The organism is Sinorhizobium garamanticum, from assembly GCF_029892065.1.
In the GTDB taxonomy this organism is placed as follows: Bacteria; Pseudomonadota; Alphaproteobacteria; order Rhizobiales; family Rhizobiaceae; genus Sinorhizobium; species Sinorhizobium garamanticum.
This window is the reverse complement of the sequence record NZ_CP120373.1, coordinates 3,444,649-3,458,079: the sequence shown is the minus strand read 5'-3', so window position 1 is coordinate 3,458,079 and position 13,431 is coordinate 3,444,649. Positions and strand designations below refer to the sequence as shown.

The following is a 13,431-nucleotide window of genomic DNA, read 5'->3' as shown; positions in this document are numbered from 1 at the left end:
GCGTCAGAGTGGCGCCGCCGGATGCGGGGAGCCGTCATAGGCGCCCCAGATCGATTGGTCGAAGCAGATCACCGAACCGGTCATCAGGCCGGATTCCGCCGAGGAGAGATAGGCGCAGGCGCGTCCGACTTCGGCCGGATCGACAAGGCGGCCGAAAGGCTGGTCGGCCGCCGCCTTTTCGAGCCAGTCCGCCGGCGCGTCATGATATTCGCGCTGGATCCGATCCTCTCCTTCCGACGCCATCCAGCCGATGTTGAGGCCGTTGACGCGGATGCGATTGCGCAGAAGCGCATAGGCCGTGTTCTTGGTCAGCGTCTCCAGGGCGCCCTTCGACGCGCAATAGGCGGCAATGAAGGGCTGTCCCGCTTTGGCCGACATCGAGCCGATATTGACGATCGTGCCCTCAGTCTTCTCGCGCCGCATTACCTTCACCGCTTCCTGCATCAGGAAGAAGGGCGCGCGCACGTTGACCGCGAACATGCGGTCGAAGAGTTCCGGCGTGGTGTCGAGGATCGTGCCGCGGTCGGTGATGGCCGCGGCATTGACCAGCGCGTCCACCCGGCCGAATTCACTGTCACAAGCCGCAACAACCTTGCGGGCATCCTCGACCCGCTCGAGATCGGCCGCCACGTAAACCACCTTGGTGCCGGTCGCCTTGCCGATCTCGGCTGCTTTTGCCTCGCCCTTGGCGGCGTTGCGCCCGCAGATGACGATGCCGGTCGCGCCCCGTTCGGCAAAGAGCGCCGCGACCGTCGCGCCGAGCCCTTGCGTGCCGCCTGTCACGATAGCGATCTTGCCATCGAGACGGCCATAATTCCTGCTCATGAATCTCCTCCTTTATTGCGGTTTCAAGCCCCCGCATTCGAAGCGTCGGGAGCATCGTGGCGTTACTCAGCTTCTCTTTTTCTCCGCCTGCGCGGCCAGTGCTTCCACGAAGGCTTTGGTCTCCCAATCGGCCGCTAGCGCTGCATGCATCAGTTGTGCCTGCGTCTTCGGCGCCAGGCCGCCGAGCGGCGGGTCGCGATCGAGATTGGTCGGGAACGAATAGCCTTCGGCGCAGCAAGCAATCGCGTTGGCAATCTCGCCGGCCGAGAGCCTTCCGTCCGCGGCAAGGGCCTTCAGCGCCGGATAGAGCACCGCGCACATTCGCTCTCGATCGACCGTTTCCATCGCGCGTCCAAAGGCGGAAGAGACCTGGAGGAGATTTGCGACGCGCTTTATGTCTTTTGAGCGATTGGTGCCGGCCGCATGGAAGAGCGCCGGGTTGAAAAACACCGCATCGCCCCTCTCCAGCGGAAGCTGAACGTGATTCTCGTCGAAATATGCTTTGAACTCCGGCCTGTTCAGCGCGAGATAGCCCGGCACATAGCTCTGGCTGTAGGGCAGGAACAAGGTCGGCCCGCTTTCGAGCGGCATGTCGCAATGGGCAACGGCGCCTTGCAGCGTCAGGACTGGCGAGAGCTTGTGCACATGTGCCGGATATTGCTCGATGATCGCCGATGTCTGGAAGCCGAGGTGATAGTCCCGGTGCGCCGACTGTGCCGCGCCGCCCGAATTGACGCGGTTGACCTGCGCCGTCATCTGGTAGCTCGGCCCGAGCCATGCTTCGCTGACGAGCGCGACGACCGCGTTGGCGTAGTAGGCCGCGAAATTTTCAGGAGAGCGCAGGCAATGTTTCTCCAGTGAATTCCAGATGCGGTCGTTGGCGCCGGGCTTGGCGAAATGGTCGCCGCCGCCGCTGTTTGTGCGGTGTTGCTCCTCGATGATCTCGTCGAAGATTAGGCTTGCCTCGTCGATAACGCTCGTATCGGCGAAGGCGCGCTTGAATACCGCGACGCCCGGTCCTTCGGCCAGGACCTCGCAAATCTCCGCCAGCGCCGCGCGCCGGCCGTCATCCGTCCTGCAATCGGCGACGAGGCTGGCGCTGTCATAGAACAGGACGTTCTTCTGGCAATCGGCCGCATGCGGATAGTCGGCCGGATTGGTGCGGCGTTCGACCTCTGCGCGGAACGCCTCGATGTTGCAGGAATCCTCCGTCAGCCAAACGCGTCCGATACGCCTCCTCGCCGTGTTGTCGGTCTTCATCGGCTTCTCCTCCTACTGCATACTTCCTTAGATTGCAGCCGATTTAAGGATAAAACATGCAGCAATTCAAAGTGCCACAGCGTCCTTTGACAAGAGGCGCGGCGCTGTAGAGAGCTGCGTGCTTGCCGCCTTCCATCAACTCGACCGCACTTGCATACGGCATTTCGCACCATTATGCGAAGAAGAAGCAATCGCTGGCTCCGGAAGCCAACGCCTTTCCGCGGTCGAAGTGATCACGCCTTACAAACTGCCGGCTGGCTGACGCCGCAGCTAGGCGGCGTCCACGCTGCGAAGGAGTCACTCAGGCTTATATCGCACGAACGCAAATGCCTCGGCCGTCGGCGACCAGTTCGGGACATTCATCGTCCCCTGCCCGCCGAAGAGCTCGAACAGCACCCGCGCATTGCCGCCTTCCGGATCCATCAGGCGAAGCCTGACGTCAAGGTCGCGCGGGTGATCGAAGACATCGCCGTCATAGGAGAGCACCAGCAAGTGCCGGCCATCTGGCGAGGGATGCGGAAACCAGTCGCCATAGGGGCTGTCGGTGATGCGTTGCACATCGCTTCCGTCTGGGCGAATCCGCCAGATCTGCATCCGGCCGGTGCGGCTCGAACTGAAATAGATCCAATGTCCGTCCGGCGACCAATCCGGCCCGTCATTGCGCCCTTCGCCGTGGGTCAGGCGGCGCTCCTCGCCGCCATCGACCGGGATCGTGTAGATGTCGAAGACCTGATCGCGGATACCGCAATAGGCAAGTGTCCGCCCGTCCGGCGACCAGCCGTGCCAGTAGGACGGCAGATTAGGCGTTACCAAACGGGGCACACCGCCCCCGATCGGCAGGACATAAATCGCCGACTTGCCGAATTCGCTTTTGTCGCTGATGACGAGCGTTTGGCCATCCGGGGAAATGCCGTGGTCGTTGTTGCACTGACGGGCAAAGCCGGTGTCGATCTCAATCGGTTCGGAACCGTCGAGCGCAAGACGATAAAGCCGGCCGTCGCCGTTGATGACCAGATAGCGTCCATCCGGCGACCAATTCGGCGCCTCGACCAACCGCTCCGTCTGCCAGACTATACGCGTCTCGCCGCTGCCGACGTCGAAGATCTCCACCGAGCTGCGCATAACTACCCCCTGTCACGGAAGCGATTTGTAATCGGATAGCGCCGGTCGCGACCGAAGTTCTTCTTGGTGATCTTCACGCCAGGAGCCGACTGGCGGCGCTTGTATTCGGCGATGTAGAGCAGATGCTCGACGCGATGGACGGTTGGTTCGTCATGTCCGCGGGCGACGATTTCCTCCGTGCTCATCTCCTTTTCCACCAGGCACTCGAGAATGTCGTCGAGCACCGGATAGGGCGGCAGCGAGTCCTGATCGGTCTGGTTCGGCCGAAGTTCGGCGGACGGCGCCTTGTCGATGATGTTCTGTGGAATGACTTCCCCGGAAGGCCCGAGCGCGCCCGGCGGCACCGCGCCGTTGCGCCAGCGCGAAAGCGCATAGACCTGCATCTTGTAGAGATCCTTGATCGGGTTGAAGCCGCCGTTCATGTCGCCGTAGAGCGTGGCGTAGCCGACCGACATTTCGGACTTGTTGCCGGTCGTTACCACCATCGAACCGAACTTGTTGGAGATCGCCATCAGGATCGTCCCGCGCGTACGGCTCTGGACGTTTTCCTCGGTGATGCCGGATTCGGTGCCCTCGAACGCGTCGGAGAGCGCACTCAGGAAGCCCTCGACCGGCTCTTCGATCGCAACGATGTCGTAGCGGCATCCGAGCGCCTTGGCGCAGGCCTCGGCGTCCTTCAGCGACTCCTGCGAGGTGTATCGGTACGGCAACATGACGGTGCGCACTCGTTCCTCGCCAAGCGCGTCGACGGCGAGCGCTGTGCAAATCGCCGAGTCGATGCCGCCCGAAAGGCCGAGCACAACATTCTTGAAGCCGTTCTTGTTGACGTAGTCCCTGAGTCCGAGCATGCAGGCGCGGTAATCGGCCTCGTCGCTTTCCGGTATGCGTGAATTGAGCCCGTTCTCCGCGGTCCAACCCTCCTCGCCTCGCCGCCATTCGGAGATTGCGACAGCTTCCTCGAACTGGCTCATCTGGAAGGCGAGCGACTTGTCCGCGTTGAAGGCGAAGCTTGCACCGTCGAAGACCAGTTCGTCCTGACCGCCGAGCTGATTTGCATAGATCATCGGCAGGCCCGTCTCGATCACTTGCTTCAGGACGACCTGATGGCGGACATCAACCTTGCCGCGGTAATAGGGTGAACCGTTCGGGGAAAGCAGGATTTCGGCGCCGCTTTCCTTGAGTGTTTCGCAGACGCCGAGATCACCCCAGATGTCCTCGCAGATCGGTATGCCGATACGCACGCCGCGAAAGTTGACGGGACCGGGCATTCCTCCTGCATCGAACACCCGCTTCTCGTCGAACTCGCCGTAGTTCGGCAGGTCCACCTTGTCGCGGATCGCAATGATCTTGCCCCCGTCCAGGACCGCGATCGAATTGTGACGGAGAGCGCCGGCCTGACGCGGAAAGCCGATGACGACGCCCGGGCCTCCATCAGCCGTATCGGCGGCGAATCTCTCGACAGCCTGCAGGCAGGCCTTCAGAAATGCCGGTTTCAGAACGAGATCTTCCGGCGGATAACCGGAAATGAAGAGTTCGGTGAACAGGAGCAAATCGGCGCCCTGGCGCGCCGCGTCCGCGCGCGCCTCGCGCGCCTTCGCCAGATTGCCGGCGATGTCGCCGACGGTCGGATTGAGCTGGGCCACGGCAATCCGTAGCGTTGAGGGAGCGGCTTTCTGTGCAGTCATGAGCGGGGCCTGTGGTCTTGTCTCAGCGAGTACTTCTGACATACGCCCTGTTCTTACCGCATACCGCGATAAAAAACCCACCGCCAATCGCGAACAAATCAAAGATTCCAAAAAATTCTGCATTTCCCGCCCTTTACACGGCGCGGCAACGATCTTTTCACGCACGTGGAACTTGCACCCATCCCAGCTGGTTTAGCCATTCATCCCCTGTTCAAGATGACAGTCGTATGACAGTTGGACGAAAGATTTATGAAATTGGAGACGCCGTTGGCCAGTATCGATTCAGCCGCCGCGAGACGCTCCCAGACCGTCATCGACAGGTCTGGGTCCTCCGTCAGAAACGCCAAGGCGCTGGCCGGCACGCGCAGCGCGTTCTTCTCTCTCTTTATTGCTGCCGCGCTCGTATTCGCAGTCGAACTGATCGTGCGCCAGTCCTTTGGCGAAACCATCGCCTATTTCATCGATCCCATGCGTCCCGCCGGGACGACGATCGCTGTCTTCTTCCTGGTTCTGCTTGCCGTCGATGCACTCTTCGGCCGTGAGCACAAGGCGGCCCTCCTTGTCGTGCCGCTCGCGGTTTTGCCGGCCTTCATCAGCGAGCAGAAGCAGGTCTTCCTCTCCGATCCGCTTTATCCGACCGATTTCCTTTTCGGGCGGCAGATCATGGAATTGATGCCCGTCCTTGTTAAGGACCGCCCTTGGACCGCCGTCGCAGTCGTCGTCGGGCTGATCGCTATGATCGCCACCATCGGCCTGCTCCTGCGCTATGCCTGGCGGAACTTTCCCAAGCTTACGCGCAGGGAGCGTGTCGTTCGCATGGCCTTTGCCCTGCCGCTGCTCGTCGCCTTCTGGCACATCATGGACTACAACCAGTTCTCGTGGATCCGCGACCGCTTGCGGGTGATCCCGATCATGTGGGACCAGACCGAGAACTATCGCCACAACGGTTTTGCGCTCGCCTTCGCGATCAACCTGCCGATGGCCAATGTCAACGCGCCGGCGGGCTACATGGCCGATGCGATCGACCGCATTCCGGTCAAGCCGTTGCCTGCCGGAACGACGCATCGCGGCAAGCCGGACGTCATCGTGGTCATGAGCGAATCCTTCTGGGATCCGACTCGCCTGCCGAACGTGAAGCTTTCGCCCGATCCGATGCCGACGGTCCGCGAAATGCAGGCGGGGAACGTCTTCTCGCCGGAATTTGGCGGCATGACCGCCAATGTCGAATTCGAGGCGATGACCGGTTTTTCGAATGCCTTCCTGCCCTATGGCAGCATTCCCTACCAGCAATATATCCGCAATCCGATCCCCTCGCTCGCGACCTTCTTCCGCAGTGAAGGCTACGTCGCGCGCGCCATCCATCCCTTCCAGGGCTGGTTCTGGAACCGCACCGCCGTCTACAAGGCTTTCGGCTTCGACACGTTCCGCTCGGAAGAGAACTTGCCGGCGATGCAGAAGCGCGGAATCTTCGCCTCGGACGAATCGCTGATGAAGGAAATCATCCGCCAGGCGGATGCCATGGAAGACCCCTTCTTCTTCTTCACGGTCACCTTGCAGGGTCATGGCCCCTACGAGCCGAACCGCTACGCGAAGAACACGATCAAGGTCGAAGGCAATCTCCCCGAAGGCGACCGCCAGGTGCTCGCCACCTTTGCCCAGGGCATCAAGGAAGCGGACGAAAGCCTGAAGATGCTGATGGAGTGGGCCAAGAAGCGTGACCGCGAGACGATCATCGTGCTCTTCGGCGATCATCTGCCGCCGCTCAACACGGTCTACACCAACACGGGTTACATGAACGACGTGACCGCCTCGCGCAAAGGTTCGAAGGAACAGATGAAGGCGCAGCACGAAACGCCGCTCGTCGTCTGGTCGAACAAGACAGGCCCGAAAAAGAACATCGGGACGATCAGCCCGGCCTTCCTTTCCTATCAGATCCTGAAGCAGGCCGGTTACGAGCACCCCTATTACACCGGCTTCCTGGGCAAGGTTTACGACCAGTACCGCGTCATCGATCGCTATATGGTGGTCCGCAAAAACGGCAAGGACATCGCAGAGTGGTCGCGGCGGCCGAAGATTCCCGCGTCGCTGCGCGATTACCGCTTCCTCCAGCACGATATGATGTTCGGCAAGCGGTTCAGCACGGAACGCTTCTTCAAGTCCCATGCCGAACTCTTCCCCGTCGGTTCCTGAATCCCGACGGCCGGGGCGCGAACGGCCTCGGCCGCCGCCCTCCCGCCGTCCTCCGCGCGACAACTGAGCAGCCGCTCTTTCGCGCACGACAGGGGTCGCTGCCAGAAAACCGCTTCACAGCTTTCCGGCACCGTCCTAAATAGCCTCCGAGCCATTTCCGGAGGCCAACATGCCGCATCTCAACGAAATTTCCCAAATCCTGTTCGGCAAACCCAGCAGCCAGTTGAGCGAAATCGAACGCCGCATCCTGACGCATGCGAAGGAGCGGCGACCCGTTTCGACGGATACGCATGCGGCGTTCGACACCAGCCTCGCTTTTGGCGCCCGGCTTGCCGATGCCATCGCGCGCATCGGCGGCTCCTGGACTTTCATCCTCAGCTTCTGTGCCTTCCTCATCGCCTGGATCTTCATCAACTCGATCCTTCTCGTGCGGGGCGCATTCGATCCGTACCCATACATCTTCCTGAACCTCGTGTTTCGATGCTCGCGGCGCTACGGTCATTATGATGTCGCAGAACCGTCAGGCCGAACGAGATCGCTTTGCCGCGTCGAAGGATTACGAGGTCAATCTCAAATCGGAAGTCGAACTGATCGCGCTCCACCACACGGTGGATGACGTGCTGCTCCGCGAAATCGGTGAACTGCGCGCCGAGCTTGCCAACCTCAATCGTCAGATAGCGCAGTCCATGCCCGCGACGGATCGTGGTCAGGAACGGACGGGAAAGTAGCGCAACCTATTGGAGTATGAAAAATTTAACCTTTGAGGCGCACCCTGAAAATGCAGGGCATTAGAGATGCGGCGCCATTATTGTTCATGACCGTTGCGTTCTCCATTCTGAAGAGCCTGGTGGACCAGGTCCCTGCAAGCGGCCCGCGATCGAGCGGGATCACGAGACATGACGAGCTCTCCATTAACTTATTGCAAGCATCCGCCGCTGCGGTGTTAGCGGCGCGTGGGACTTCGCCTGAGACGAACAATGACCTTGCGCGCTAAGGGCAAGGTTGAAATGCTAGTGAATTGCCAGAGCAAGGCTGTGTGTTGCCCGGAACACGCGTCGATGGCCGTGTTTCGTTGCAGCGCAATTGGGGACATGCGCGCAGATGCAGCGGGTTGTGGGGAAGGAAAACGTTGAGCAAAAGAGCCCGCCCGGCTTCACGGTGGAGGCTTTGCTGCAAAATCCGGCATTTCGGCCAGCCTTGCAGGTGGGTGCACGCAACCTCATCTCGCTGAACGATCTCTTCCCGCGCGTCGCACGCATGGTGGCTGCTCACCAGAAGTGGATACTCTCGCAGGCCGTCTATGCCCTCCACCTCGAACGCGATCGCAACGATCCCGACTCCGGCGTCACCGCGGCGCGCCTGCTGAAACTGATGCGCGAAACCGGTGGGGCGAGCCGGAACACCGCGACTGCATTTCTTGCCGAATTGCTCGCCTACAAGCTGCTCCGGCCCACCAGCGGCGGCCGAACCAGGAGAACGCGCCCGCTTGAGCCGACGGAGGTCAGCCAGCATGCGATGCAACTCTGGTTCAAAACCCAGATGAGAACGCTCGACCTCTTGGACGGAGGAACGAGAGCCGAGCGTATCGAGGCCGACATCACCATTTTCGAACGCGCTCAGCCGATCGCGACGCGGCGCCTGCTTGCTGACAGCAAGTGGACGCAGCCGCCGCAGGGTGTCGCGGTGTTCGTCTGGTCGGAGTCTGGCGGCGTACTGCTCGACGACCTGATGTCGCGTCCGTCAAGTCTTGTTCCAGAGGACGGAAGAGTACCGATCAGCGTCAATCTGGCCGCACTCGCAGAGCACTACGCCATATCGAACACCCATGTCCGCCGTCTGTTTTCAAACGCGGAGAAGTCCGGCTTTATCGGCAGGCCCGATGCCGGCGCGCGTGGCCAGTTCTGGCTAAGCGAACGGTTGGTCGAGGAATATGCCCTCTGGCAGGCCGTGAAGTTCGAAGCCTTGGCAAGCGCTTTCGACCGGGCAGCGACGACGCCGGGACATTAGGCAAGTGTGGTCAGGCGCGGCCCTGGTCAAACCGCGGCAGTTCGTCCACGATATCGTAGTAGTCGCCCTTGTCGGCGCAATAGATATGATAGCCGGGTTCGAGCCGCGTCGGCGTCTCGAAGGTGCCCGCAAGAATTGACGTGTAGTCGAGTGTGTCGGCCTTCCAGAAAAGCGCCGATCCACAGTGCCGGCAAAAGCCGCGCTGTGCCTCCGGGCTCGAACGATACCAGGTGACATTGTCCGCGCCTTCGACATCGATGTCGTTGTTCAGCACATTCGTGGCGGCGTAATAGAGGCCGGTTTGTTTCCGGCACTGCGAGCAATGGCAGAAGATGATCTCCCTGAGCTTCCCGTGCGTCTTGAACCGCACGGCGCCGCAAAGGCAGCCGCCTTCATGAACTTCCATTGTCGTCCTCCCGTCGTTCAATTCGAGCTGCTGCAAAGTGCTACAGCGACCTTTGTGCGTCTGAAAAGACGCACGGCGCTGTAGCACAAAAAGCCAGGCCAGCTTTATCGGCTGGCCCGGCCCTGTCAAATTCAGATGACGCGCCGATCATTCAGAAATTTTGAACTAGGCGGCTTTCGTCCCTGATCAACCGTTGACGACCATCTTCTTCTCGTCGCGGCCGCCCTTCATGCGCTCGGCGAGCAGGAAGGCAAGTTCGAGAGCCTGGTCCGCGTTCAGGCGCGGATCGCAATGGGTGTGATAGCGATCGGCAAGATCGTCGCCGGAAAGCGCACGCGCGCCGCCGGTGCATTCGGTGACATCGTTGCCGGTCATCTCGATGTGGATGCCGCCCGGGTGCGTGCCTTCCGCGCGGTGAATCTGGAAGAAGCTTTCGACTTCCGACAGGATCCGTTCGAAGGGCCGGGTCTTGTAGTTGTTGAGCGTGATCGTGTTGCCGTGCATCGGATCGCACGACCACACCACCTTCTTGCCCTCGCGCTCGACCGCGCGGATGAGGCGCGGCAGATGCTCGGCCACCTTGTCGTGACCGAAACGGCAGATGAGCGTCAGGCGGCCCGCCTCGTTTGCCGGGTTGAGGAGGTCGATCAGTTCCAGCAGGCCGTCGGCGGTCAGCGACGGGCCGCACTTGAGGCCGAGCGGGTTCTTGATACCACGGCAATATTCGACATGCGCATGGTCGGGCTGACGCGTGCGGTCGCCGATCCAGATCATGTGGCCCGAGGTCGCATACCAATCACCGGAGGTCGAGTCGACCCGGGTGAGCGCCTGCTCGTAGCCGAGCAGCAGCGCCTCGTGGCTGGTGAAGAAATCGGTCTCGCGCAGGCTCGGGTGGTTTTCCGAGGTGATGCCGATCGCCTTCATGAAATCCATGGTCTCGGAGATCCGGTCGGCGAGCTTGCGGTAGCGCTCGGCCTGCGGGCTGTCCTTGACGAAGCCGAGCATCCACTGATGCACGTTCTCGAGGTTGGCGTAGCCGCCCATCGCGAAGGCACGCAGCAGGTTCAGCGTCGCGGCGGACTGGCGGTAGGCCATGACCTGCCGCTCCGGATTGGGCACGCGGGCCTCCTCCGTGAACTCGATGCCGTTGATGATGTCGCCGCGGTAGCTCGGCAACGTCACGTCACCCTGCTTTTCCACGCCCGAGGAGCGCGGCTTGGCGAACTGGCCGGCGATACGGCCGACCTTGACCACCGGCTGCTGTGCGCCGAAGGTCAGGACGACGGCCATCTGGAGGAAGGCGCGGAAGAAATCGCGGATGGTGTCTGCGCCGTGCTCGGCGAAGCTCTCCGCGCAGTCACCGCCCTGCAGCAGGAAACCACGGCCCTCGGCGACATTGGCGAGCGCAGTCTTCAGACGCCGCGCCTCACCGGCGAACACAAGCGGCGGATACTTCGCGAGGCGTGTTTCCACTGCCTCAAGCGCTGCGAGGTCCGGATAGTCCGGCACCTGCTGAATGGGTTTCTGCCGCCAGCTGTTCGGAGTCCAAGTCTGTGCCATTTCCATCACCTGTTGTCTGACGCGGGAGCCCCGCGCACGTCGCGCCCGCGGTCGTATAACCGCCCGGTATTCGGATTTCCATGATCCCAGCCGTCGCGCCCGCCCCCGAGCCGATGACTTCGCGGATGCGGGCTTATAAACGTTAACATGGGGCTTGGAAAGCCATTCTACCAGAAAACATCGGTGGCCGCTTTGCCGCCGCCAGGCGGGCTCACGCGACCCTTTCGCCCTTTCTGATCCGGTAGGAAGGCTGGTACATGGTCACCAGTTCCTCCGCCGCCGTCGGATGCACGGCCATGGTGCGATCGAAGTCGTCCTTGGTGCATCCGGCCTTCAGCGAAATTCCGAGCAGTTGCGCCATTTCGCCGGCATCGTGGCCGAGGATATGCGCACCCACCACCTTGCGGTCGGCGGCGTTGACCACAAGCTTCACGATTATCTTTTCCTTCCGTCCCGAAAGGGTCGCCTTCATCGGACGGAACTCGGCGCGATAGACTTCGAGCTCATCGAATTTGCGCGCCGCGTCTTCTTCCGTCATTCCGACCGTGCCGATCTCCGGCTGCGAGAAGACAGCGGTCGCGATCAGGTCGTGATCCGGCGACGTCGGGTTGTTCTTGTATTCGGTCTCGATGAAGGACATAGCCTCGTGGATCGCTACCGGCGTCAGCTGTACGCGGTCGGTCACGTCGCCGAGCGCGTAGATGCCCGGTGCGCTCGTGCGCGAGAAGGCATCGACAATGATTGCGCCGCGCTCGTTTACCTTGATGCCCGCGTTTTCGAGGCCGAGCCCCTTGGTGTTCGGCACGCGCCCCAGAGCGAGCATCACCTGGTCGACAACGAGTTCACCGTGCTTCATCGTCTGAGCGACGCGTCGGCCTTGTGCATCGGTCGATACCGACTGGATGATATCCTCACACAGGATGCGGATGCCCTTCTCTTCCATCGCCGCGTGGAGGCCGCGCCTGAGGTCCTGATCAAAGCGCGAGAGAATTTCCTTGCCGCGATAAATCAGCGTCGTCTCGACACCCAACCCATGGAAAATGTTAGCGAATTCGATTGCGATATAGCCGCCGCCGGCGATGAGGATCGATTTCGGCAGTTCGGCGAGGTCGAAGGCCTCGTTGGAGCTGATGCACAGCTCGTGCCCTGGAAGCGCATCGTGCGGGCTCGGATGCCCGCCGACTGCGATCACGATGCGCTCGGCTGTGACGGTCTTTCCGCTCGCCAGCAGCCGCACCGTGTTCGGGCCTACGAGTTCGGCGCGGGTATCGAGGATTTCGGCGCCGGAATTCGCGAGCCCCTTGCGATATAGGCCCTCGAGACGGGAGATTTCCTGTTCCTTGGCCGCGACCAGCTTGGCCCAGTCGAAGCGGCTTTCGCCAACCGTCCAGCCGAATCCCGCCGCGTCCTCGAAATGCTCCGAATATTGCGAAGCATAGACATAGAGCTTCTTCGGCACGCAGCCGCGGATTACGCAGGTGCCGCCGTATCGAAACTCCTCCGCAATCGCCACCTTCTTGCCGAGCGCCGCTGCCAGACGCCCGCTTCTGACGCCACCCGAACCACCGCCGATCACGAAGAGGTCATAGTCGAAAGCGGTCATGGCGAGCTCCTGGTGTGAAAAATCGTATCAGTCGAAAATGTCGGATTGGAGGATGGAAGGCACGAACCCCCGCCTCACCCTTCGCCATTGATATAGTATTGCGGCGCAAAAAAAGAAAAGCCCGGATTGCTCCGGGCTTTATCGATCTGTCGTCGTCCTTGCGGCAATTACTGCTGCGCCGGCGCGGCGGTACCAGCGTCGGCTGCAGGTGCGCCGCCGATTGTCGTATCGAGCGACTTGGTCGCCTCCTGGGTCAGATCGCGCGAAACGCCGGCCGCCCAGATATCGGCTGCCTTCAGCAACTCGCGGGAAGCGATCGGACCGTCGTTCAGCAGCTTCTTACCGGCGGGCGAGCTGTAGAACTCGGTGATCGCGTTCAGTTCCTCGACCGAGAACGTCTTGGCATAAATGGTTGCGGCCTCGCGCTCCAGATCCGCACGCCGCGCCGCAAGAGCGAGCGCCTTCTCGTCGACCGTCGCGGTGATCAGTTCCTGGTGGTTCGGCGAGGACTGGATCAGCGTATTCTTCAGTCGCTCGGCGAGACGCGGCAGAATGTTGTCGAAGGTGTTGGTCACGCCGAGCGCTGCGATGGTCGCGCGGGCGGCCTTAACTTGATCTTCCGTCACGTCCTGGGCGCGAACTGCCGGAACCGAAACCGAAACGAGTACGGCAGCAGCTGCGAGAGTGCGGGCAAGACCTGTGAGTTTGTTCATTGTTATCCATGCTCCTGTGTTGGCACCTGTCGCCCGGCCGATCGCCGCCGCCAAGCAGAC

Annotated in this window: 10 protein-coding genes and 1 pseudogene; 3 read left to right on the top strand and 8 right to left on the bottom strand. The window is 61.4% G+C overall.

The features are described 5' to 3' along the window. Nucleotides 1-3 precede the first annotated feature (3 nt). The 4 genes from PZN02_RS16305 to PZN02_RS16290 form a co-directional block, all read right to left on the bottom strand. The gene (locus PZN02_RS16305; RefSeq protein WP_280658991.1) at nucleotides 4-825 is read right to left on the bottom strand and encodes an SDR family oxidoreductase; all 822 of its coding nucleotides are present in this window, start codon (nucleotides 823-825) and stop codon (nucleotides 4-6) included. Nucleotides 826-891: 66 nt separating this feature from the next. Then, the gene (locus PZN02_RS16300; protein ID WP_280658990.1) at nucleotides 892-2,085 is read right to left on the bottom strand and encodes a phytanoyl-CoA dioxygenase family protein; all 1,194 of its coding nucleotides are present in this window, start codon (nucleotides 2,083-2,085) and stop codon (nucleotides 892-894) included. Between the two features lie 297 nt (nucleotides 2,086-2,382). Next, nucleotides 2,383-3,207: a TolB family protein gene (locus tag PZN02_RS16295; protein WP_280658989.1), complete on the bottom strand. Its 825-nt coding sequence runs from the start codon at nucleotides 3,205-3,207 to the stop codon at nucleotides 2,383-2,385. Between the two features lie 2 nt (nucleotides 3,208-3,209). After that, nucleotides 3,210-4,892 carry an NAD+ synthase gene (locus PZN02_RS16290; RefSeq protein ID WP_280658988.1) on the bottom strand — a complete coding sequence of 561 codons (1,683 nt, stop codon included), beginning with the start codon at nucleotides 4,890-4,892 and terminating at the stop codon, nucleotides 3,210-3,212. 267 nt (nucleotides 4,893-5,159) lie between these two features. Between PZN02_RS16290 and PZN02_RS16285 the strand changes: the two genes are divergently transcribed. The 3 genes and pseudogenes from PZN02_RS16285 to PZN02_RS16275 all read left to right on the top strand — a co-directional run bounded on the left by PZN02_RS16285 (nucleotide 5,160) and on the right by PZN02_RS16275 (nucleotide 9,089). Next, on the top strand, nucleotides 5,160-7,082 hold the full coding sequence (locus tag PZN02_RS16285) for an LTA synthase family protein (RefSeq protein ID WP_280658987.1): 1,923 nt from the start codon (nucleotides 5,160-5,162) through the stop codon (nucleotides 7,080-7,082). 169 nt (nucleotides 7,083-7,251) lie between these two features. Then, nucleotides 7,252-7,810 (top strand): annotated as a pseudogene (locus PZN02_RS16280) (DUF1003 domain-containing protein). A gap of 373 nt (nucleotides 7,811-8,183) precedes the next feature. Beyond that, nucleotides 8,184-9,089, top strand: a complete 906-nt coding sequence (locus PZN02_RS16275; RefSeq protein ID WP_280658986.1) for a hypothetical protein — start codon at nucleotides 8,184-8,186, stop codon at nucleotides 9,087-9,089. Between the two features lie 10 nt (nucleotides 9,090-9,099). Here PZN02_RS16275 and PZN02_RS16270 read toward each other — a convergent pair whose 3' ends face one another. The 4 genes from PZN02_RS16270 to PZN02_RS16255 all read right to left on the bottom strand — a co-directional run bounded on the left by PZN02_RS16270 (nucleotide 9,100) and on the right by PZN02_RS16255 (nucleotide 13,371). Continuing rightward, nucleotides 9,100-9,495, bottom strand: coding sequence for a GFA family protein (locus PZN02_RS16270; protein ID WP_280658985.1), 396 nt, complete (start codon nucleotides 9,493-9,495; stop codon nucleotides 9,100-9,102). Nucleotides 9,496-9,681: 186 nt separating this feature from the next. Next, nucleotides 9,682-11,055 (bottom strand): class II 3-deoxy-7-phosphoheptulonate synthase, encoded by a 1,374-nt coding sequence (locus PZN02_RS16265; protein ID WP_180937793.1) that lies wholly within the window; start codon nucleotides 11,053-11,055, stop codon nucleotides 9,682-9,684. Between the two features lie 211 nt (nucleotides 11,056-11,266). After that, nucleotides 11,267-12,658, bottom strand: a complete 1,392-nt coding sequence (gor, locus tag PZN02_RS16260; protein ID WP_280658984.1) for a glutathione-disulfide reductase — start codon at nucleotides 12,656-12,658, stop codon at nucleotides 11,267-11,269. A 167-nt stretch (nucleotides 12,659-12,825) separates the two neighbouring features. Further along, nucleotides 12,826-13,371, bottom strand: coding sequence for a DUF2059 domain-containing protein (locus PZN02_RS16255; protein WP_280658983.1), 546 nt, complete (start codon nucleotides 13,369-13,371; stop codon nucleotides 12,826-12,828). Nucleotides 13,372-13,431 lie beyond the last annotated feature (60 nt).

Bases quoted from the DNA above. Each gene is read 5' to 3' on its own strand.
- PZN02_RS16305 (WP_280658991.1), bottom strand. From the start codon at position 825: ATGAGCAGGAATTATGGCCGTCTCGATGGCAAGATCGCTATCGTGACA.
- PZN02_RS16300 (WP_280658990.1), bottom strand. From the start codon at position 2,085: ATGAAGACCGACAACACGGCGAGGAGGCGTATCGGACGCGTTTGGCTG.
- PZN02_RS16295 (WP_280658989.1), bottom strand. From the start codon at position 3,207: ATGCGCAGCTCGGTGGAGATCTTCGACGTCGGCAGCGGCGAGACGCGT.
- PZN02_RS16290 (WP_280658988.1), bottom strand. From the start codon at position 4,892: ATGACTGCACAGAAAGCCGCTCCCTCAACGCTACGGATTGCCGTGGCC.
- PZN02_RS16275 (WP_280658986.1), top strand. From the start codon at position 8,184: ATGCAGCGGGTTGTGGGGAAGGAAAACGTTGAGCAAAAGAGCCCGCCC.
- PZN02_RS16270 (WP_280658985.1), bottom strand. From the start codon at position 9,495: ATGGAAGTTCATGAAGGCGGCTGCCTTTGCGGCGCCGTGCGGTTCAAG.
- PZN02_RS16265 (WP_180937793.1), bottom strand. From the start codon at position 11,055: ATGGCACAGACTTGGACTCCGAACAGCTGGCGGCAGAAACCCATTCAG.
- gor (WP_280658984.1), bottom strand. From the start codon at position 12,658: ATGACCGCTTTCGACTATGACCTCTTCGTGATCGGCGGTGGTTCGGGT.
- PZN02_RS16255 (WP_280658983.1), bottom strand. From the start codon at position 13,371: ATGAACAAACTCACAGGTCTTGCCCGCACTCTCGCAGCTGCTGCCGTA.